The organism is Algoriphagus terrigena DSM 22685 (assembly GCF_000429445.1).
In the GTDB taxonomy this organism is placed as follows: Bacteria; Bacteroidota; Bacteroidia; order Cytophagales; family Cyclobacteriaceae; genus Algoriphagus; species Algoriphagus terrigena.
In genome coordinates this window covers 12,901-33,636 of record NZ_AUBW01000035.1, presented here as the reverse complement: position 1 = coordinate 33,636, position 20,736 = coordinate 12,901, and the positions used below count along the sequence as shown (strand labels likewise).

18 protein-coding genes are annotated in these 20,736 nt (G+C 47.4%); 10 read left to right on the top strand and 8 right to left on the bottom strand.

Annotated features, from left to right (window positions below; genetic code table 11):
- Positions 1–378 precede the first annotated feature (378 nt).
- From G459_RS0122770 to G459_RS30010, 3 genes are all read right to left on the bottom strand, one after another.
- Entirely contained in the window at positions 379–1,464 is a 1,086-nt protein-coding gene (locus tag G459_RS0122770; RefSeq protein ID WP_026969099.1) for an IS110 family RNA-guided transposase, read from the bottom strand.
- Positions 1,465–2,400: 936 nt separating this feature from the next.
- Positions 2,401–4,968: a thiopeptide-type bacteriocin biosynthesis protein gene (locus tag G459_RS0122760; RefSeq protein WP_026969672.1), complete on the bottom strand. Its 2,568-nt coding sequence runs from the start codon at positions 4,966–4,968 to the stop codon at positions 2,401–2,403.
- A 194-nt stretch (positions 4,969–5,162) separates the two neighbouring features.
- Complete coding sequence (locus G459_RS30010) at positions 5,163–5,318, bottom strand: hypothetical protein (RefSeq protein ID WP_157373424.1); 156 nt, start codon at positions 5,316–5,318, stop codon at positions 5,163–5,165.
- Between the two features lie 325 nt (positions 5,319–5,643).
- Between G459_RS30010 and G459_RS30005 the strand changes: the two genes are divergently transcribed.
- Positions 5,644–5,814: a hypothetical protein gene (locus G459_RS30005; protein WP_157373423.1), complete on the top strand. Its 171-nt coding sequence runs from the start codon at positions 5,644–5,646 to the stop codon at positions 5,812–5,814.
- 87 nt (positions 5,815–5,901) lie between these two features.
- Here G459_RS30005 and G459_RS30000 read toward each other — a convergent pair whose 3' ends face one another.
- Positions 5,902–6,039 (bottom strand): hypothetical protein, encoded by a 138-nt coding sequence (locus tag G459_RS30000; protein WP_157373422.1) that lies wholly within the window; start codon positions 6,037–6,039, stop codon positions 5,902–5,904.
- Between the two features lie 24 nt (positions 6,040–6,063).
- On the opposite strand from G459_RS30000, the gene G459_RS0122750 reads away from it, so the two are divergent.
- The 5 genes from G459_RS0122750 (at position 6,064) to G459_RS0122730 (ending at position 8,764) form a co-directional block, all read left to right on the top strand.
- On the top strand, positions 6,064–6,810 hold the full coding sequence (locus G459_RS0122750) for a hypothetical protein (RefSeq protein WP_026969671.1): 747 nt from the start codon (positions 6,064–6,066) through the stop codon (positions 6,808–6,810).
- 7 nt (positions 6,811–6,817) lie between these two features.
- Positions 6,818–7,258: a DUF5675 family protein gene (locus G459_RS0122745; protein WP_157373421.1), complete on the top strand. Its 441-nt coding sequence runs from the start codon at positions 6,818–6,820 to the stop codon at positions 7,256–7,258.
- Positions 7,246–7,476, top strand: coding sequence for a hypothetical protein (locus G459_RS28335; protein WP_051315379.1), 231 nt, complete (start codon positions 7,246–7,248; stop codon positions 7,474–7,476). Before G459_RS0122745 ends, G459_RS28335 begins: the two co-directional genes overlap by 13 nt.
- Positions 7,477–7,587: 111 nt before the next feature.
- Entirely contained in the window at positions 7,588–7,839 is a 252-nt protein-coding gene (locus G459_RS28330) for a hypothetical protein (protein ID WP_051315378.1), read from the top strand.
- Between the two features lie 202 nt (positions 7,840–8,041).
- Positions 8,042–8,764, top strand: coding sequence for a DNA alkylation repair protein (locus G459_RS0122730; protein WP_245588235.1), 723 nt, complete (start codon positions 8,042–8,044; stop codon positions 8,762–8,764).
- Positions 8,765–9,826: 1,062 nt separating this feature from the next.
- Here the strand turns inward: G459_RS0122730 and G459_RS0122720 are convergent.
- Positions 9,827–10,402, bottom strand: coding sequence for a hypothetical protein (locus G459_RS0122720; RefSeq protein ID WP_026969667.1), 576 nt, complete (start codon positions 10,400–10,402; stop codon positions 9,827–9,829).
- Between the two features lie 684 nt (positions 10,403–11,086).
- Here G459_RS0122720 and G459_RS0122715 point away from each other — a divergent pair.
- On the top strand, positions 11,087–14,785 hold the full coding sequence (locus G459_RS0122715; RefSeq protein WP_035456733.1) for a CheR family methyltransferase: 3,699 nt from the start codon (positions 11,087–11,089) through the stop codon (positions 14,783–14,785).
- Between the two features lie 1,045 nt (positions 14,786–15,830).
- Here G459_RS0122715 and G459_RS0122700 read toward each other — a convergent pair.
- Both G459_RS0122700 and G459_RS0122695 read right to left on the bottom strand, forming a co-directional pair.
- On the bottom strand, positions 15,831–16,271 hold the full coding sequence (locus tag G459_RS0122700) for a response regulator (protein WP_026969664.1): 441 nt from the start codon (positions 16,269–16,271) through the stop codon (positions 15,831–15,833).
- Positions 16,272–16,292: 21 nt separating this feature from the next.
- A complete protein-coding gene (locus G459_RS0122695) occupies positions 16,293–16,859 on the bottom strand; it encodes a helix-turn-helix domain-containing protein (RefSeq protein ID WP_026969663.1) in 567 nt (188 codons plus the stop codon).
- A gap of 655 nt (positions 16,860–17,514) precedes the next feature.
- Here G459_RS0122695 and G459_RS0122690 point away from each other — a divergent pair.
- The 3 genes from G459_RS0122690 (at position 17,515) to G459_RS0122680 (ending at position 19,118) form a co-directional block, all read left to right on the top strand.
- A complete protein-coding gene (locus G459_RS0122690; RefSeq protein WP_026969662.1) occupies positions 17,515–18,069 on the top strand; it encodes a YciE/YciF ferroxidase family protein in 555 nt (184 codons plus the stop codon).
- A 406-nt stretch (positions 18,070–18,475) separates the two neighbouring features.
- Positions 18,476–18,718, top strand: a complete 243-nt coding sequence (locus tag G459_RS0122685; RefSeq protein ID WP_026969661.1) for a hypothetical protein — start codon at positions 18,476–18,478, stop codon at positions 18,716–18,718.
- Positions 18,719–18,770: 52 nt separating this feature from the next.
- Positions 18,771–19,118, top strand: a complete 348-nt coding sequence (locus tag G459_RS0122680) for a hypothetical protein (protein WP_026969660.1) — start codon at positions 18,771–18,773, stop codon at positions 19,116–19,118.
- A gap of 79 nt (positions 19,119–19,197) precedes the next feature.
- Here G459_RS0122680 and G459_RS0122675 read toward each other — a convergent pair whose 3' ends face one another.
- Positions 19,198–20,595 (bottom strand): sigma-54-dependent transcriptional regulator, encoded by a 1,398-nt coding sequence (locus G459_RS0122675; RefSeq protein ID WP_026969659.1) that lies wholly within the window; start codon positions 20,593–20,595, stop codon positions 19,198–19,200.
- Positions 20,596–20,736 lie beyond the last annotated feature (141 nt).

The window sequence follows — 20,736 nt, the reverse complement described above, 5'->3', positions numbered from 1 at the left end:
TGAGTGTCTCCTATGTTGAAAAACAAGGGTTTAGCTAAAATTTCACAATACTTTTCCGTCACTTTTCTCTTAAGTGCCTTTCAGTTTCCGGAGAACACCTGTCAAGGCCGGTGCGCAGCACCGTTTATTTAGCCTTTACAGGTGTTCGGTGGAAACTATCTTTGCACTTTTGGAGAAGTGATGGTCGTCAGTCACTTGTTATTTTTTCTTCTTCTTTAGCCTCTCTAAACAATCTCCTATCAGCAGTCGGACTGCAATCTGTTGTTCAATTTAAAGAGGAGGGGACGTAGTCTTCACTGAACGGTCGATTCCTATTGGATTGCCGCAGACACACATACCGTTTGCTCCCCTTCCTTGTTTTTAAGGCTTTTGAAGATCTTATTCGATTACTCCCAATTCATAAGGAGTTTGATTGATGAGTATATACCGGATTCTGTTCAATAGCTTTTTTGCGATTTTGATGATGGCTTTGTTTTTATTCATTCTTTTGGCCAGTTCATTAAAGCAAAGCGTTAAGGCTGGATCCTTCCTGACAGCAACCCAGGAGGCTTCTACCAGCATGATTTTGATGCTTTTTCTTCCTCTGTTACTCAGTTTTCCGGTCACTGATTTTTCTCCGCTGCTATGCATAGTAGGTGCAATTCCCACATAATTGCACAGCTCTGGAAAACTTTTGAAGCGATGGATATCACCCAGCTGAACCAGTAAATTCATCGCAACCAGGGTGCTTATCCCTGGAGTAGATAGTAGCAGTTCGCAGTTTCTCTTGTATCGGTCTGTTTTGGAAAGAGCCTGTATCTGCCGTGTGGCATCTAACAGCTGTTTTTTGAGAACCAGGCCTGTTTCCAGATAATTGTTGATCACCTGCTGAAGTTGGGCTGAGACTTGGGGTATGTCTCTTAACCATTCCATATAAGGCTTAGACCAGGACCGATACTGTGATTTGCTGAAGCGTTCGGGAATCTCTATCCCATATTGTAACAACATGGAGCGAACCCGAATCTTTTGTCTGGTCAGATCCTTAGATAGATTGAACCTCTGTCGAATTAAAGAGCGGTCGATTTCCAGCTCCTCATCCGGAATATGGATGGAAGATATCTCGTTGTTTCTAAGCATCCGAGCCAGTTTTCGACTATCGATGGAATCGGTTTTCTGAATCTTCTCTTTATGAGTGGTAGGAACATCAGCAGGATGGACAACCTGACAGGCTATGCCAAGTGATTTGAGTTCTCTGCATGTACCGAATCCACTGAATCCAGCTTCATAAACAGCCCGAAAGTCTGCGCCAGGATAGTTCCTGAGGAGGAATTTTGCCAATGTATCAGGATTTGGATCTGTACTCATCGTCTTTAACTCATGATGATCACTGAAAATGGAAACTGCCCAGTTCTTCTTATGGACATCAAGGCCGACGTAAAGGGTTTGGCCCGAAAACGAATTTGGGTTAACTTTAGTAGAAGGCATAAGCTAAGTAGTTATGATTGAATTGATTAGAGACCTTTTAATCTAACTATTCTAGCTTTGCCTTTCTAGTTTCAAACATAACAGCTCCACTCACGGCCTTCTAAAGGATTCGCTTTCCAATAGTTGAATCCCTCTTCTAAAAAGCCCCATCGGGGCGACATATTGGTAGCCTGGGGTTTCAACCCCAGGATAAACGAATCTCATGTACCGCTCGCTGGCGCAGAAAGCTAGTTTAGAAACGGAACCTAACTGCCAGCGAAACGAAGATGGAATTCTCCGCTGGAATGAAATTGCAATCAGGCCTTTGTTGTGGTCCCTAAGCCGTATCAGACATATAGCCAATACAAAAAAGTACCAGAAGTAATCGTCGAAAGTAGGGCCCTGCAGGATTTACGGTTTTTGGTGATGCGGAAAACCGTGAAAAAACAGGTTAGCTCCTGAGTGAGCGAAGGAGATCCACCTGTTTTTAGGTTTGGAGCAGCGCCAAAAATCCAATCGTCCACCGATACCTGTCTGGCAGAAACCATCACCGATTGGAAGTAAAGACTGGGGCCCGAAGCTTTTGGGTTACTTTTTGGCTTTCAAAAAGTGACAACTCAAAAAAAATCCGAAGCCTCAAATCCTGCCAACCAGGCCGGAATAAATGAATAGTCCGCCGCGCAGTTGCCCTGCTTCTCCTGATTGGAATACAATTACAAAATCATTCCTCCATAACTCCCCCTTTATCTCAAATTAACGAAAAGAGCTAAAGTTCTTGACAAAGGGGGCAGGGAGGACAAACCGTTAGGAAACAGCCCGGTGGGCTATTTTAGGTTTGGGCCAGGTTGTAGGGCAGGCCAAATCTCTTCCGCCGCTGTGAGTGTCTCCACTCACGGCCTTCTTGCCCCCCTCTTCATGCACTAATCATCCGTCATCAAACATCTGTCATCTAACAATTCAACCTCCCTTCCCAAAAATCCTCCTCCCCATCTCCTTATACAACAAAAAATAAAGCAAGCCCTCCATGAATTTTCTGTCCAAAGAATAAAATCGGTTCACCTGCATATGGAGATGATTACTGATGATCTGCCACTTCATACGCTCTTCCTCCCAATGATTCAGATGGGTCATTAGCTTTTCCTTATAGTTCTTTTTCCAAGCCAATGGCAGTCTCCTGGACCTGGTTTTTTCATTCGATTCTGCAGAAAATCGCCGCTTCGTTTCATGCGAAATTCTTTTAACCCGAATTCTAACCATCTGAAATCCATAGGATTCCATTCCGGATGAAAAGATCAAATCTGACCAAAACTGACTCAGACACTCGATAGAAATCGTACTCGATCCACTTAGTCGAACCGTTTTTCGGATAATTGCACTGACCAAAGAAGATTCCATCCAAAACAACTCCTCAGAAATCAGATAAGTAATATTCCCGTATTTCTTTACTTCTGGGTAGTAAGGACGTAGCTCAAATCGCAGCCGCTGAAGGTTATTGACTAGGCGATAAAGTATCTCTTCTCTGTCTTCGGTGGAATTGGGACAAAACCTCAGTCTTACCTGTAGCTGCTCCCTTTCCGGATAAACCAAAAAATACCAATGAACCTGTTTCCTTTTGAGAAAATCAATCAGACAAAATGAGAAAAGTAAAAGCATGGAGTCCTCAAAATCCTCCTCAGAAACCCAAAAAACCAAATAAAGCCAATCTGGATTTTCATGGTCAATCGAATTCAAAAATCCGGCCCACGGCTTTTCTGCTATTTCTTTTCGATGACTTAGTACGAGTTGTGGGTAGATTGAATTTCCATTAGCAGAGGTATAGGGACTTTTATCTTTCCAAATAACTTCGCTGAGCACACACCTGGAATACTTCCTTAATTCAAGCCATAAAATCTCAAACCCATCCTCACTTTCCCAATTGACAAGCAATTCCCGGTCATAAATACCCACCAAAATATTGAAAGGTAAGGCCTGCTCGGCCAGCCATTTTTTTAACTCTTCTTGCAATTCAAATTGATGGGAATTGATTACCCATCTCCTGGATTGCAGGATGATTTTACCCCAGCAAAGTCTTGGCGTATAGGTTTTTGATGAAAAAAGTGGTGCTTGGTAATGAACCAAGTTGAATGACTTTTGATGATCAAGCTCCCAAAGAAGCCGGATCAAAGGATGGCTTATCTCTTTGCCGTTCAAGGGATGGGTAATTATTGGAATAATTCTTTTCCCTGACTTATTGTGAACAAGTAGGAGCTCACCGTCACGTAATCCCATCTCAATCTCATCGAAAGGGATACAATCAGGGGCCCCTTGATTGAAGGGACTGATATAATTCTCAAAAACCGGCCGGGTAGCACAGATTCCCTGAACTACATGTGTTTCAAAAATACGAACCTCAGCATAGATTAGGTCATCGTTTGGAAAGACTACTGACTTGATTTCCTTTTCAAATGCATAGATCCCTTCATCTCTGTTAAACCTGCCTATGAAAACAAAGGGCCGGTTACATAGTGCATTATCTATCACAATCCTGTCGTCGTCTAGGACCTTAATTATCAGGTCTACATGGTAGATCTGAGAGGGTAGAGGAGCTTCCTTTACAATCTTTTTCAAATCCACCTCCTCACACCCCCAAAGGGAATCTGGAATTTCTAAGTATTCGTTTTGACTTACCCCAGTTGGAGTTAGCTCCAGAAAATCTGAACTCGTGAACTCCTGATAATTCAGGAGTAAGGACAATGGAATAAATCGGTCATCGAATTTAACATGAAACCATTTTTTGAGTCCCTCAACGTAGTCCGAGGACAGTTCGCCAAAAAGATTGCCTGCGGTCAGGAAAAAATCATCGGCCAGGTTCTTGATCTCTTCGTTAATTCCCAGCTGATCTTTGACAACAACATCCGTATAGACCGAAGGAGCTATTTGGGTTTTTAGCCAGTCCTCGCTGTGATATAAAATTCCGATCTTGATCAATTGTCTCCATATCTCTTCAATAGGGTTTTCGCTCCCGCCCTTAAACCACGATTGAAACTCGGCAAATCGTATCCTCGAATGTGTTTTCCAATGGTTCTCCAATAAACTGATTACCCTGTTATATGGAATACTGAGTAGAGCCCAACGTTCTTCCTTGACTAGGTAACTCAAAAATACCTTGCGGTTAAATTGGCTAAAACTACTTACACTCAGCTGCCATTCGAGGTAGTCGGATTCCGGGTTTTCAATAGCGCAATCCGATCCGAGCTCTTCTACTTGACTTAGATCAACGGAGGATTTTTGTTGGATATCCGTGCCCAAACCAACGCCGGCAAATTTGCCAAAAGGAGTGGACCTGTATCGGCCTCTTAAAATGTACTTTTTTACTTTTAGCCTAACTGGTTTGGCTAAATCTTCATATCCCTTGTTTCGGATTTCATGTGCAAGACTTGGGGAGGAAATTGAGATAGCTTCAAGGATTTTTACCCAGTTTTCTCGGATTTCAGATTCGCTGTCTGGATCAAAATCAAACAGGGGCGTTCGAAATAAAAACTTCATGGCTTTTTATTTCGATTCTAAATCACCTACTGGTAAAGGTCAAAAAAAAGCCACATACGCTCCATTTCAGGGTACATACACCTGTTTTTAAGGTACAACCTCGATTTTTGATCGTGACGAAAACAGCGCATTTCCGTTGTCCTGCTTCTCCACCGATCCCTAGAAATGCTGGACTTAGCAGGCCAATTTCCAATTCACACCAACCAACCACCATTGATGCTTCCAGTCATCTCGACGAAGCAAGTCATCTCGACGATAGGAGAGATCTCACCATTCAGACCCCTACACTTTTTCGCCTCGACGACAAGTGAGATCTCACCGTTCGGACCACCTCCTCCGTACCTCGGCATCGACACCCATTTACACACAATATTCCTGCGCCGAGGTTGAAATCATTTTACTACTTCATACCCAGGGTTGCACCCTGGGCTATTCACGGTTGGACTCCTTCAGAGTCCGATCTTCATTATTTGCCAGTGCTCTCCAACAGCGCAGCGGACAACTTGACAACTGCTCAGTAGACAGTCAGCATCCATCATCCAGCATCTAGCATCCATCATCCAACAACAGCATCAGCGGACAACCCGACAAGCCGGGGACGTAGCCAGGACCAAATTCCTCAACTGCCCCAAAAGACCTCGTAAAACGTAATTCGTAAATCGTAAACCCGACACCATGACAACAGCTCCGCAGACAACCTCCAACTTCCTGCTTCCAACTTCCCTGCGACAACCTGACAACAGCCTCTGCAGACAACTTGACAACTGCTCAGTAGACAGTCAGCATCGGTCATCCAGCATCGGTCATCCAGCATCCAGCATCCAACATCTAGCATCCATCATCTAACAGCCCCGCACCACCAAAGCACCATCAAAGCACCATCAAAGTAGCATCAAAGCTACATATAGGCTAGGTTTTGGATCACCCCGGGATTCATGTCAAGTCCACAGATTCCATAGAATCCACATTTTCCATAGATTCCACAAAATCCACAAAATCCACAGAATCCACAGAATCCATAGAATCCACGTTCGGTTTGATTTTCACTTTCCCCACTTCAGATTTGGTCATGTTTCACCAAAACACAAACTGAACATGGCAAAACAATCAAGCTTTCTAAAACTCGAAGGGACCATCGGCGATGTCACCTTCTATAAAGGACGAACCGGATTCAAAGCCCGCCAGAAGGGTGGAGTTTCCAAGAAAAAAATCCTAAACGATCCCAGATTCCGGCGAACCCGCGAAAACCTCCAGGAATTCAACCGCGCCGCAAGCGCATCCAAATTCCTCAAAGACGCCTTCCGGGTGATTGCCCTCAAATCCAGCGACGGAACCCTTCACAACAGGCTCTATTCCCTGGCGATGAAGGTGATCTACTCGGATATCGTGAGCAACCGCGGAGAGCGCAAGTTCGAGCTCGGCAACATGCAACTCTTCCGGGATTTCCAGTTCTGCGCACAATCCACGATCGAAAATACCCTCTTTCAGCAGGTCACAATCGCCGACACGGCAGACCAGGTTGCAGTCACCATCACTGACTTTGTGCCGTCTGTTCACATCCGGCCGGTGGAGAACACCACCCACTTCAGGATTACCCTGATCCGGGCGGACATCGACTTCGCCGCCAAAACCTATGCCTCCCAATCGGCTACCTCCGGGGAAGTCCTGATCGGGATGACGGAAAACCAGGCCCTGAACCTCGTGCTTCCCAAGGTTGCCGTTACGGGTACCCAGCACTTCTTTGCCCTGGCGATCGAGTACCTCCAGATCCTGGAAAACGGGTCCAAATACGACCTCTACGACCTGACCCAGAACCCGGCCAAAATCCTGGTCGTCTCCTGATCCGGTCATGAGGATTTTGTTGGAAAGGGAGTATTGGCCCACCAGTACCCATGGCAGGATCTCGGTCAATGACCGCTGGGTCTGCCACACCCTGGAGGCTCCAAAAATTCCCGGATGCCCCAAGAAATCCTGCCTTCCCGAAGGGTCATACCTGCTGGGCAAGGAGGATCAGCTGCCTCTGCTGACACTCCAAAAGTCCCCAAAAGGGGAGTTTGTCGGAGTGGTCTGCGCCCAGAAGGGCCTCGAGGTAGATATGCCGCAAACCATCATCCCGGTGCAGTCAATCCTCTCCGAAGGGAGGGGAACCAAGCCCACCATGGCCTTTGGAAGACTGCTGAATGCGCTGGGTATAGCCAACAGCGCTGGAGAAACCCTTCGTCTGGAGATAAGGAGCTGTCCGGACAAGGCTCTCAACCTGGCCTTCTGCGAAACCGCATGGATGGATTGATGGTCCAGGCAATTGTGGGAGGGGTCTTCGGACTCCTCCTTTCTGTCATCGCCTATTTCCTCAAGCTCCTCATTCAGGATATCAGGCAGATGAATAAAGAAATGGGAAAAATGAAGGAAGTTATGGTGCGCCTCCAAAGCGAACAGGCACTGATCAAGACGCTTTTACAAATGCCGGGCAAGTTGCCCAAAAGCCGAAAGATCCAGCCCTGTGCCTAATTCCCTCAATCGGTGGAGCAACTGATCACTGACTCTGATCACTGCGACTGAACACTGATCACTCCCAATAAACACTTAACCATTATCATCTTAACAATTAACTAATTCACTATGAACATACTAAGCGAAATGAAAAACCGGGCCTTGGCCCCAACCCCTCCTTTCTTCCAGTTGCTGAAGAAGGCAGGACTGCTGATTGCGGCTATCGGCACGGCAATGCTGACCGCACCGGGAGAAGTACCCGAAATGCTCTTGGCCTATGCAGGCCACGCAGTGACAGCGGGCACCATCCTGATAAGCATCTGCCAGCTCACCGTCGATGAAACCCGACTGGAGGAAAAGCTCCTGCAGGCAGTGAAGTAATCCAGTAAACCTTGAAAATCGAAACCCGGGCAGGAGGTCTTGCCCGGGTTTTTTAACACTTAACACCGGTTGCCGAGCCCAGTCGAGGCATAACCCTTAAAACCAAGTACTACGCGACAAGGCTCTTAGGCCTCGAAACTCACACAGGTACCCGATTTCAATAATCCGGATTTTCCTATTCAGGACATATTCTGTTGGGATTTTGATTTCAAAGAAAAAGATCACTCTTTTAAAAACGAATAAAGGTCGAATTGCTCACCCGAAGATTGCCATGAAATCGCGTATGAAACTCTCCTCACAAGCTGAAAAAATCCTGGCTCAAATCAATCCTAAAACTAAGCTGGGAGACTTACGGAATTTTGCTAAGGAAGTAAAAAAGGACCATGAGCTGGCCTTGGAACTATGGTCTACCGGGAGGTTTTTGCCGAGGCAATTGGCCATCTTGATTATGGACAACAAGCTTCTTTCCCAGGACCTGGTGAATAAGCTGGATAGGGAAATGCAGACTCATCCGTTTGACGAGCGAAATCAGCTAATGGATTGGCTATTTGCCAATCAGCTTGCGAAGGACAAAAAGACCATTGCGATGATTCAATCCTGGCAAGACAGTCCGTTTCCACTCCAACGACGCACCTACTGGTACTATCAGGCAAGACTGAGATGGACAGGGCAGACACCCCCGGATAATACCCCCGACTTACTTTCAGTAATTGAGAGCCGGATTGCCGCAGAAGAGCCTGAAGTTCAATGGGCCATGAATTTTACAGTAGGCTGGATTGGAGTTTATGATAAAAAGTACCGAACACGTTGTATTGAAATAGGGGAGAAAACGGGCCTTTATAAAGGTGATATGGTATCTAAAGGCTGTACCCCCAACTATCTGCCGGAGTTCATTGCCATGGAAAGCAGCAAAAGAAATTTATGATGAGACTCCGCCGACGTAAGTGTCCGCATTTATGTTTTTTTCCTTTTCCGTTGCCCTGCTTCTCCAGAAGCCGACTATTTACCAACCAACCACCATCTCCGCACCTCGGCATTGACTTCCAGCCGCTCACTATTTACCTGCGCCGAGGTGAATCACGGGTACCAACATTTTCCTGGGGTTAAATCCCCAGGCTACAAATATTCCGCTCTTCCGGAGCTTTTCCGCAGGCTAAGATTTTTCAGTCGTAAGCGACATCTAGGTAGATACCCGACGTATTCGGCTACGGAAGGGCCCTGCAGGATTTACGGTTTTTGGTTCTGCGGAAAACCGTTAAAAAAACAGGTTAGCTCCTGAGGGTACGAAGGAGATCCACCTGTTTAACCCGTATTTTGCATTAGGTTTCGTAGTGAGGGCAGTAATTGCAATAAAATCAGGCTGTTTGGAGACTGAGTCATAGCACCGCTATGATGAAGTCGAAAATAGCAACGTAGTGACTGATTTTGAAGCAATTACTGGCCGTAATAGAATTGCTAATGCATAATGCGGGTTTAGGGTTTGGAGCAGCGCCAAAAATCCAATCGTCCACCAATACTCTTCTAGCAGAAAACACCACCGATTGGAAGTAAAGACTGGGGCCCGAAGCTTTTGGGTTTTTTTTGGCTTTCAAAAAGTGATAACTCAAAAAAAATCCGAAGCCTCAAATCCTGCCAACGGGGCCGGAATATTTGCGTTGTCAATCAAAATGCCATTTCCATTGCGCTGGCACAAACCTTCTTTTCCAAATCCACCTTCTGGGCCAGCACCGGGTACCGAATACGTTCTTTTCCCCGGGTTCCCACCCGGGGTTATTGAAAAGTTTGACCCATTCTGGGTCATTAATTCGCCTCAGGTTCCGATGGATTTTCTACTGATTTATAATTCGATTCTAAGTCCCGAAAACATTCCGCTGAAACTCTTTATTTCAAACTCTAGTGTCGAGCGGAGTCGAAACATGGTTGGTAAGCCTAGTCGAACCATCAAACTCCCAATCCGAAAACAGCTTCAGCGGACAACGCGACAATGCTACAATTTCTCAGGAGCAATGGATTCGTGGGTAATCTTCCACCTTTCACCATAAACGGAGGAATAGATCAGCTCAAATCCAAAGCCTTGTTCTTCATAATTGGAAAGGATATCAGCGAACTTGAGAGAGGTTTGATGATCTTGTCGCACGTCAATCACAGACAAACTTCCTCCTGCCGGGATCAGCATGCCCGGTTTTAGATTGGAGTAGTAGATATTGGGCAACTGACCGACTACAGGATCAGCGACCATTAAAAACTCTGCCAGATCTTTTCCTTCCCAGACCTTACCCTTGTATTTAATGACAATATCTTCGATAAAAGCAGGTCCTACTCCCTCATTTTTTAGAAAGAAGGTGTAGTCGGGAGCGGAAAACCCGATGTTGCCTGTTTGGAGATAGGGCAAGGCAGAAAGCAATTGCTGCTCTCGGATGATCTGTGTCTGATAGATCAACACCAAGAAGGTCATGAAGGATACGGATATTGCTGAGATTCCCAACAGCCGGTCAGCGCTCCACTTTCGTAAGGGGCCGGGCTTGGAACTCACCTCGGGGGACTGGGTTTGTTCAGGTTCCATCTAAAGATTTTAGTCCAAAAAATACTCATTTTTTAATAGCTGCCTCCGGACAACGGGCAGGAAAAAAGAAAATTACAGGATCGGTAGACCCTGCCTTTCAACCTCTCACCTTGATTTTCCAATTTTTCAACTTTCCAATTCACAAACGTGACAACCGCGCAGCCGACAACGTGACAACCCGAGGCCGTATCCAGAACCAAATTTCTCAACTGCCCCAAAGACCTCGTAAATCGTAATTCGTAAATCGTAAATCCGACAACCTGACAACAGCCTCAGCGGACAACCCGACAACTGCTCAGTAGACAGTCAGCATCGGTCATCCAGCATCGGTCATCCAGCATCCAGCATCCATCATCCAACAACAGCCTATTCTTGCACTGAGCCTGTCGAAGTGTTTCAATCTTCCAATTTTAAACTTTGCACTCTCCCAATTCACCAACGGTCTGGTCTTTGTGGTCTTTTTTAAAGAACGGCATGAAAAATCCCCTCGGCAGACAGCTCTATGCTGAGAAAGCGACAGCTTAAAAAGATCCGTCAAAAATTATTTCCTTAATTTCCTCCCGCCATAAACGGGCATAAATATCCCGGACGGACAATCCCGTCTACTCATCAACGATACAAAGTTTTGGAGCGACCCATCTCTCGATATTATCACAACGCTATTGTCCCACACTTTTCCGAAGGATGAAAACAGGAAAACAGATACAGACATTACCTCAGTCACAACAGTTTCCTGTCGTCGGCGTCGGCGCATCGGCCGGAGGACTGGATGCTTTTAAGCGATTCATAGACGCCATCCCTGAAAAATCGGGAATGGCATACGTCCTGGTCCAGCATCTTTCACCCAACCATGAAAGTGCCCTTACAGAGATCCTTCAGAAGATATCAAAAATCCCAGTTCTTGAAATCACCGACGATGCAAAGATAGAAGTTGACACGGTCTACGTCATCCCCTCCAATAAGATCATCACTACCACCGACGGAATACTCAAGCTCTCCTCCCGGGACAGCGTCAAGACCAACCTGATCATCGACGTGTTCTTCATGTCTCTGGCGGTGATCCGCGACAGCTTCGCCATAGGAGTGGTCCTCTCGGGTTCGGGATCGGATGGCACCGTAGGATTGAAGATGATACGGGAATATGGTGGCATCACCGTCGCCCAGGATCAGGAGTCAGCGGCGTTTGGCGATATGCCACTCAGCGCCGTGAATTCTAAGGTCGTCGACTTTGTCCTGCCACCCGAGAAGATTCCCGGGCATCTGATCCAGATCAACCGCAACTCCCGCACGGGCCTTCAGGCCAAGGAAAGCGGGGAGAAGCCGGAGAAAGACGACGCTGTTTTCTTCAAACAGATGCTCGCGCTGCTGCATCAGCACAGCAACGTGGATTTTACGTTTTACAAGCAAAACACCGTCCGACGGCGCATCGCCCGACGGATGGCAATACATAAGAAGGTGAAGCTCGAGGATTATCTCCGGCTGCTGCGGGAAGACAAAGCGGAGTTGACCGCCCTGTTTCAGGACATGCTCATCCCGGTCACTGCCTTTTTTCGTGATCCCAAGATATTTGAGACCCTCTGCCAAACCGTATTTCCCGACTTGTTTGCCAATAAGACACCCGATGATCCCATTCGGATATGGATAGCGGGCTGCTCTACCGGGGAAGAAGCCTACTCCGTGGCGATGTGTCTCCATGAGTTTTTCGGCAAGAATCCTTCGGCCATGAAGATCCAGATCTTCGCGTCTGACATCTCCGAAGTCGCCATCCGAAAGGCCCGGCTGGGCATCTACTCCAAAGAGGAAGTAGCGGACGTATCCCAAGAGCGGTTGGAAAAGTACTTTACCAAGAGTCATGGCAATTTTATGGTCGGTAAGGCAATCCGGGATATGTGCGTCTTTGCCGTACATAACTTCCTCAAAGACCCTCCTTTTGCCAAGATGGATTTCATCAGTTGCCGGAATGTGTTCATCTACTTGGACAGCTTTCTGCAGAAGAAGGCGCTCACCATGTTTCACTACGCGCTGAATCAAAACGGCGTCCTCATGCTGGGCAAATCCGAAACCATCGGTGCCGCTGCAGAGCTGTTTACAACCCTCAATCCATGGGACAAGCTATTCTCCAGAAAGCCATTTCCCGGGAGATTCATGCATGTGGCCACCAAGAGGAGGGAAGACAACCTCTTGGAGCAGAACAAACCCGATCAGGGTCCGAAGGCAGATCCTGTCCAGGCAGATTTCCGCAAGATCGCCGAGTCCATCATGCTCTCCGCGGCACCGGCAAGCGTGATCGTCAATGACCAGATGGACATCGTCCATATCCACGGCGACGTCACGCCCTTCCTGAGACCTTCGCCCGGCAAGCCGACTTTCAATATCTTCAAGATGGCGCGGGAGGGACTCTCCTTCGAGCTGCGCAACACCATCCACAAATCAAAATCAACCGGGAAGTCCCTGCAGGAGGAAATATCTCTCAAAGGAGACGGCAAGCAGTCACTGATCTCCATCAAAGTCGTGCCGCTGCCCAATACGGTAGACCCATACTATCTGGTATTCTTTACCGAAACTGTGGAAGAGAACCCAAGTATCTCTCCCAAGGGAGGCGCTTCAGCCGGGGACGGTGCGGTGTTGAGAAGTGAGGAACTTGAAAAAGAACTCTCTCAGCTCCGGATGGACATGCGGGCGATTGCCGAAGAGCATGACTCCGCCAACGAAGAGCTGCAGAGTATCAACGAGGAACTCCAAAGCAGCAACGAAGAGCTCCAAAGTCTCAACGAGGAGCTGGAGACCTCCAAGGAAGAACTCCAGTCTGTGAATGAGGAACTGACGGTCTCCAACCAGGAATTGATCGAGAAACAGGAGCAACTCTATGCGGCCCGCTACTACTCCGACGCGATCGTCAGCACCATCCGCGAACCCCTGGTAGTGCTGGATAAAAATCTAATCGTCAAATCGATTAACGAATCCTTCTCTACGAAATTCGGAGTCTCTGCAGACGGCGTACAGGGCAGATACTTCCTCAGTATACAGGATCAGCGCTGGGAGATCGGCCCGCTGCGGGACTGGCTGGAGGATATATTGCCGGGCAAGAAGAAGAAGGAAAACCTGGAGATTGTCCTCCAGATCGACGGCAGTCCCAACACGTTTATCCTGAATGCACAGCAGATCCAAAATGAACAAAACGCAGAGGATTTGATACTCCTAGCGCTTGAAGACGTGACTCACTCGGTCATGAACAAACGTCTGCAGGAGAGTGAGTCCAGGTTCCGGCAGCTTTCTGATCAGATCCCCCACCTGGTGTTTACCGCGGATCTGAAGGGCAAGGTGAACTACGCCAACAAGGTGATGGTCGACTATACAGGGAAAAATCTGGATGAGTTAAGAGGAGATGGCTGGCTGGAGGCGATCTCTCCCGACGATAGGGAGATGGCCCTGAAGAAATGGATGAACGGCGTCCGCACAGGTGAGAAAGTCCTGATGCAGCTGCGGGTACGCAAGCAGGATGGTACCTACCAGTGGCACATGATCAATGCCGTCCCGCAGAAAGACATCCGTGGGATGATCTTGGCGTGGATAGGTACGTTTACCGATATCCATGAACAGAAAAACTTTGCCGAGAGACTGGAAGAGAAAGTGCGGGAGCGGACAAGTGAGCTGGAGAAGACAAACCATCAACTGAACCAGTTCGCATACACCGCCAGTCACGACCTCCAGGAGCCGCTGCGGAAGATAATGACCTTTTCCAAGCGCTTGAAAAGCACCGGCAATGAAGAGTTACAGGAGGATATTCAGGTCTATCTGGAAAAGATCGAAGGCGCATCATCCCGCATGTCTATCCTGATCCGCGACCTGCTGAACTTTGCTCGGATGTCTGACTCACAAGATCTGTTTCAGCAAACCGATCTGAACGTTACCTTGAAGAACATCCTCAATGACTATGAAATACTGATAGAAGAGAAGAAAGCAAAGATCAAAAGTGACCTTCTTCCGGTGATCGAAGCGATTCCGCTACAGATCAATCAGTTGTTTTATAACCTGGTGGGCAACGCGCTTAAGTTCTCCCGGGAAGATGTATCGCCCGTGCTGACGATCACCTGCAGCGTGCTTTCTTCCGAACAGATCCAAAAATATGGCTCGCTCAACCCGGATTTGACCTACTATCAGCTCTCCTTCAAAGACAACGGAATAGGGTTTGACCAGCAATATGTCCACCAGATCTTCATCATCTTCCAACGGCTCAATCAGCCGACGCAATACTCCGGAACAGGGATAGGGCTGGCGCTGAGCAAGAAGATAGTAGAGAGGCATCATGGAGAGATCTTCGCTGTCGGCCATGTAAACGAAGGCGCCGAATTTCACGTCATCCTACCTGAAAAGCAGGTTTGACGGCAGCTGGACTGCCTTTCCATCCGTCATTTAAGGCGATCAAACGAATTATTTAATTATTCTCCAAGTCAACGATCCCGAAGCAATCCTCCTGTTGTCCTGCTTCTCCCGAAGCCGGACTATTTATCAATCAACCATCGTCTCCGCCCCCGGCATTGACTTCCCATTCCTCACGATATCCCTGCGCCGAGGTCGAAAAATCTGATCCATTGTCCCTGGGGTTAAAACCCCCGGCTATGCTATCGGCCGTACCTAGGGCACTTTCCGTTGCCCTGCCTCTCCACCGATACCTATCGATGCTCGGCTTTGCAAACCAATTTCCAATTCATTCCGCGGCAACTCCCCCTTGAATTGTAATATCCAGAAGGAAGAGGAATGCTTTTCAAAGGGGGGTAGGGGGATTTGACCAGAATTCTTCCTGTTGTCCTGCTTCTCCCGAAGCCGAACAATTTACCATTCAACCACCCCCTCCGTACTTCGGCATCGACCGCCTTTTTCAAGCTGTACTTCTGCGCCGATTGCAATGGTATTTTTCCTTTTTTACCGTGGGTTCCGCTGCAACGGTTGGTGAGCATGTCGAACCACACCCCCGGCTACAAATATTCCGCTCCTACGGAGCTTTTTCCGCAAGCCGATAACGCGACAACCCGCCGTACACACATCGGTCCTCGGTCCTCGGTCATCCAGCATCCAGCATCCATCATCCAACAACAGCCTCAGCAGACAACGTGACAACCCGAGGACGTAGCCAGGACCAACTTCCTCAACTACCCCAAAGACCTCGTAAATCGTAATTCGTAAATCGAAAATCCGATAAAAACGTAGCCAGAACCAAATCCTCAGCTGCCCCAAAGACCTCGTAAATCGTAATTCGTAAATCGTAAATCCGATAAGGACGTAGCCAGAACCAAATCCTCAACTGCCCCAAAGACCTCGTAAATCGTAAATCGTAAATCGTAAATCCGATAAAGACGTAGCCAGGACCAAATTCCTCAACTACCCCAAAAAACCGCGTAAATCGTAAATCGTAAATCCGACAGCCCCCTCAAATCACCATCATAAAGTTTTCTTTGCTGAGATCCGAGCTGTGATATTGATGGTTGGTCGTGATCACCTTGTTCAGGATCGCCTTCAACTCGTCAAAATCAGAAGGCTTCCGGATATAGATATTCGCACCGTGAATCAGGCTCTCTTCGATGTCCTGTTCGGCGCTCGAAGTAGAGTAGATCGCGACGGAGAGGTGCTTCAGATAGTCGGTCGACCGTATCTCGATCAGGCTTTCGATACCCCCTTTGATGGGCATGTTCAGGTCGAGAAATATCAGCTCAGGCAATTGAATGTTGGGCGTTTTTAAATAATCGAGCAATTCCGCACCGTTCACGACCCACTTAAGAGAGACTGAGAGTCCGAGCTGCTCTATCGCTTCGCTAAAGAACAAACGGTCGTCGTCGTCATCATCTGCTAACAGGATATTGATCTTTTTCATGACGGGTCCTTTGTCAAGAGCTTAACCGTTGTTGATTTTATTGTAAAGAAGGTTTCTTCTTCTCATGATTCTCAAAAAAGACGTGGATGTCAGACCAGTAATCTTCTTAAACTGGTTTGACAAGTGCCCCACACTGCTATAATTTAGCTTATATGCAATCTCCGTGAGGGAATATTCATCGCTTAGTATCATGACTTTGGCCCTTTCTATCTTTTGAAGCATGATGTAATTCTCCAGCGTGTTGAGGGTATGCTCGGAGAATGTACTTGCAATATATCCATAACTCAGATTTAATTTATCTGACAGTATACTCGAAATTTTGAAGGAGTAGTAGTGGTCATCATGCACGATCTCAGAGACGGTGTCTTTTATCTTTTGGATTAACTGCTCTTGTTGTGTTTCTTTTATATGGATGCCGTACTCCTCCAGGTTTCTCTTCAGTTTCTGGAAGACCGGGCATGGCAGTTCTTCAAGCAATTCGATCTGTGACGAATTGTGGTACTTATAGCTCACCCCAATCTTCGTCAGCTCCTTCTCCACTACCTTCTTTGCCAGTACATCGACTTGATAACCTAATACCAGTTTCATTTTATTATTTAGTCAAAATTGTAAAAATCCATACAGCTTAATCTTCTTCTACTCCCGCTCTGTATCCCGGATTTCGTCTCATCCCCACTGATCGCTTTTAGTACTGCTGATGACAGAAGTGACCTCAGCCACCCGCGGGAGACACACGGATTATTGCTTATTTTATGCCCTAAACCGCTATTTCTACACCCTACATCCTTCTAAAGCGTCGGTATGGGATCAACGGCAATTGAAAATACGCGAAGCAGCTTGGTTTCTAAATTATTGACTTCTTAATAATTTCAAATTAACCCGCTGAAAGAATAACGGCCAATCTCACGACGATACCCTGCCTTCGATCACCTGTGGACATTCTCCACAGTTGGAGGGAATTGCTCTACATGAAAAACTGTAGAAGTCATAGTGCCGGACGGTTTTCCCCGTCCGCGTCCCCTCCTGAGGCTGCGCTGTATTCGATGCGTTTATTAGTCCGGACGGGTAATACCGGCTGTACTGTTAAGGTGACGGTTTCGGGAATTTTGGTTACAGGTTGTTGTTCGGGAAATGCTAAAGAATGCAGCTATCCTCCTCATTCTGGGGTTTCTGTCTCTGGCAGGATCTTAGGATATAGGTGTACTGCAACACACTTGTAACACTTAATCAAACCACTAGTATTATGGCTACTACATCATCCAAAACAACCTCTTCATCTAAAAAAGGTCCTTCTCAGGAGATGAAGAATTCAAAATTCCACCAGCTGTTTATCCAGGAACTCCAGGACATCTACTGGGCGGAAAAAAATCTGGTCAAAGCACTTCCAAAGATGAAACGTGCGGCTACCTCCACCGGTCTGGCAGAGGCAATCGGCTCACATCTGGAAGAAACAAAAGAACACGTGAACAGATTGGAAGAAGTCTTCGAGCTGTTGGGCGAGAAGGCCCAAGCCAAGAAATGCGAGGCAATGGAAGGCCTTATAGCAGAGGGTACCAGCGTGGTGGAGGATACAGAATCTGATACCATGGTGCGGGACGCCGGAGTGATCATAGCCAGTCAGAAGATCGAGCATTATGAGATTGCTTCCTACGGTTCGCTCGTCGCACTCGCCATGAAGATGGAACACAACGATGCCGCAAAGCTACTTTCCAAAACACTGGAAGAGGAGAAGAAAGCAGATGAGCTGTTGACTCAACTGGCGGAGTCGGAGATCAATGAGCAGGCTGCTCAAGAATAGCGATAGGACACATAAGCAGGTTTAATTTTCTTGAAAAGGGCGGGAAGTTTTCCGCCCTTTTTTTAATTGTTCACTTAGTGACCATAATCTGATGATTCCTGTTTGTCACAGTGAAAAAGTCTCCGCTAGGATAGCCGAAAGCCAGATAACATGACAGAAAAATACCTTCTAAAAAGGACATCATAAGTCGTCTAACCGATGTGTCTGAAATGTAACAGTATGTGAATAGCAGTTCACAACAGGCGGTGAAAATATATAACCGAAAGAACTGTCTACTAGCTAGTTTATGCTGCTCAGGCGCCCCCCGACAGTTTTATAGTATTGTTTTAGGTTAAGGCCCTGGCGGAACAGATTTTGGAATTAAATAAATCGACAATCACTAGCTAACCATTTAACAAACCACATTATGGACACCGAACAAAGAAAAGAAGGCCAAGTGGCCAAGGCAATCGAATCAGAAACGGCCAGGATTCCATCTGATGTATTTCTCTGGACTTCAATCTCCGCCATGGGAGTTTCATTGTGCCTGAAGGCCTGCAAGCAAGATCACCTGGCTTTGTTTATAGGCCAATGGGCGGCTCCGCTGTTACTGTTTGGAATATATAACAAGATAGTAAAGACAGAAGGATCCGATAAAGACAGCCAGTAGGCTGTAGGAGTCCTTCTGGTATTTCTTTCTCGCACTCTAAAGATACATCCTTATGATAGTCTACTACGATAATACGACAATCACCATCCGGTCCTTAAACTTACATCACCTCTCCAACCAATCAACTTATCCTGACCAGGGAGATGTGGTTGGGGGAGACCGAACAGAGACTCAAAGAGAATCTTTGTTTCCCCCGGGAGAAGTGATCCCCGATCCAGGGGAGCCGGAAATCCTTCCGAACCCGGATCTGCCTGAGGAGGAAGAGTATCTTCCGGATGAAGAAGAAAGACCTCTGGAAGATCCTCTTAGGGAAATCCCAAAGCCCTATCTGCCAGGTAGGGAGGAAGATTTTCCTCCCGAAAAGGAAGAAGAGTGGCCTGAAGATCCACGACGTAAATGAGGCGGAATCACTTCCGCCTCTTTTTTTTTACCTACCCATCCGCACGCAGCTCAGGCCGCGCCGGCACACTGAAACTGACTCAACACGGGATGTTGAGCAGCTTCAGTTTGACATAGAGAGTTTTTCGGTGAATATTCAATAGCTCCGCTGCCTTGGTCTTGTTGTACCGGACTTTTTCCAGCACTTCCATGATCCTCCGGGATTCGGCTTTCAATGCAGTAAACTTCAAGTCTCCCCGCTTTTCTGTCAGGACGGGTTCGCCGCTGTTTGCGAGGTTTGCGGCACCATGGTCTTTGAAGTCCGTGATCCTCGTCGGGAGAGAGCTCTTTTGGATGACGTGGTCCGGGCCGGCGAAGAGGGAAGATCTCCGGATGACGTTTCGCAGTTCCCGGATATTTCCCGGCCAGTTGTATTCCTGAAGATAGCCAAGAACTTCATCGGATAGAGTGGACTGAGGTTTCCCCAATTCCTTACTCGTCTGTACCAAAAAGAAATCGATGAACAGTGGGATATCCTCGGGCCGTTCGCGGAGCGACGGAATTTCCAGCAGGTATTCACAGAGTCTGAAATACAAATCTTCCCGAAAACCGGAGGACTCTGACTTTGCCAGAAGGTTTTCATTGGTAGCAGAGATGAGCCGGACATCGATAGCGATCTCCTTAATTCCCCCGACTTTTCGGATCACTTTCTCCTGCAGCACCCGCAAAAGGGCGATCTGCACATCCATCGGGAGATTTGCAATCTCGTCGAGGAAGATGGTTCCGCCGTTTGCCTGTTCAAAAAATCCGGTCTTCTGAAACACCGCGCCCGTAAATGCGCCTTTCTCGTGGCCAAACAGTTCACTGCTTGCCAACTCACGGGAGAGACAGCCACAGTCCACCGCAACAAACGGCCCGTCTCTTCTTGGGCTGGCTTGATGGATCAACCGGGCCAGGGATTCTTTGCCCGTGCCGGTCTCGCCCTGTATAATCACAGAGAAATTCGTCGGTCCCACCCGCTTCACGTGGTCCAGGATCGCCCGGGCCTTCTTGCTTTTGCCGGACACCAGTTCAGGAGTAGGAGCCGCATTGACCGTAGGCATACTTTCCGCCTCCTCCTCCCGAGTCTGGGCCGTGCTGGTGTTTTTTTCAGCTTCCTGTATAGCCTCCAGAAGCTCGTCAGGGTTTAAGGGCTTTGAGATGAAATTCCGTACCCCTTTGCGTAGCATGTCTACGGCATTTTTCAGGTTGACTTCTTTTCCCATCAGGATGATCCTTGCCACAGGGTCCGACTTTCGGATCTCGTCAAAGAGTTTGCTTGCAGGGATATCAGGAAGGTGGAAGTCAGCAAGGATCAGATCAAACGGGCGCTGTTGGACCATCTCCAGCGCGGTCTTGCCTCTGGTGGTGGTGGCTACTTCGTAGTCGTTCTTCTTCAGAAACTTGGACAGCAGTTCGCAGGTTGAGATTTGGTTATCTATTACAAGGATATGTTTCATGGTGAAAGTGGTTGTTTGATGGGCTAGTTTTTTAAAGCCGGATTAGGTAGTAGGATCTGTACTGTGAGCTTTAAATGCAGCGAAACGTTTGCTTCCGCCGCGGTGGATCAGCTCGTAATCGGAAGTCTAATTCATGTTCCG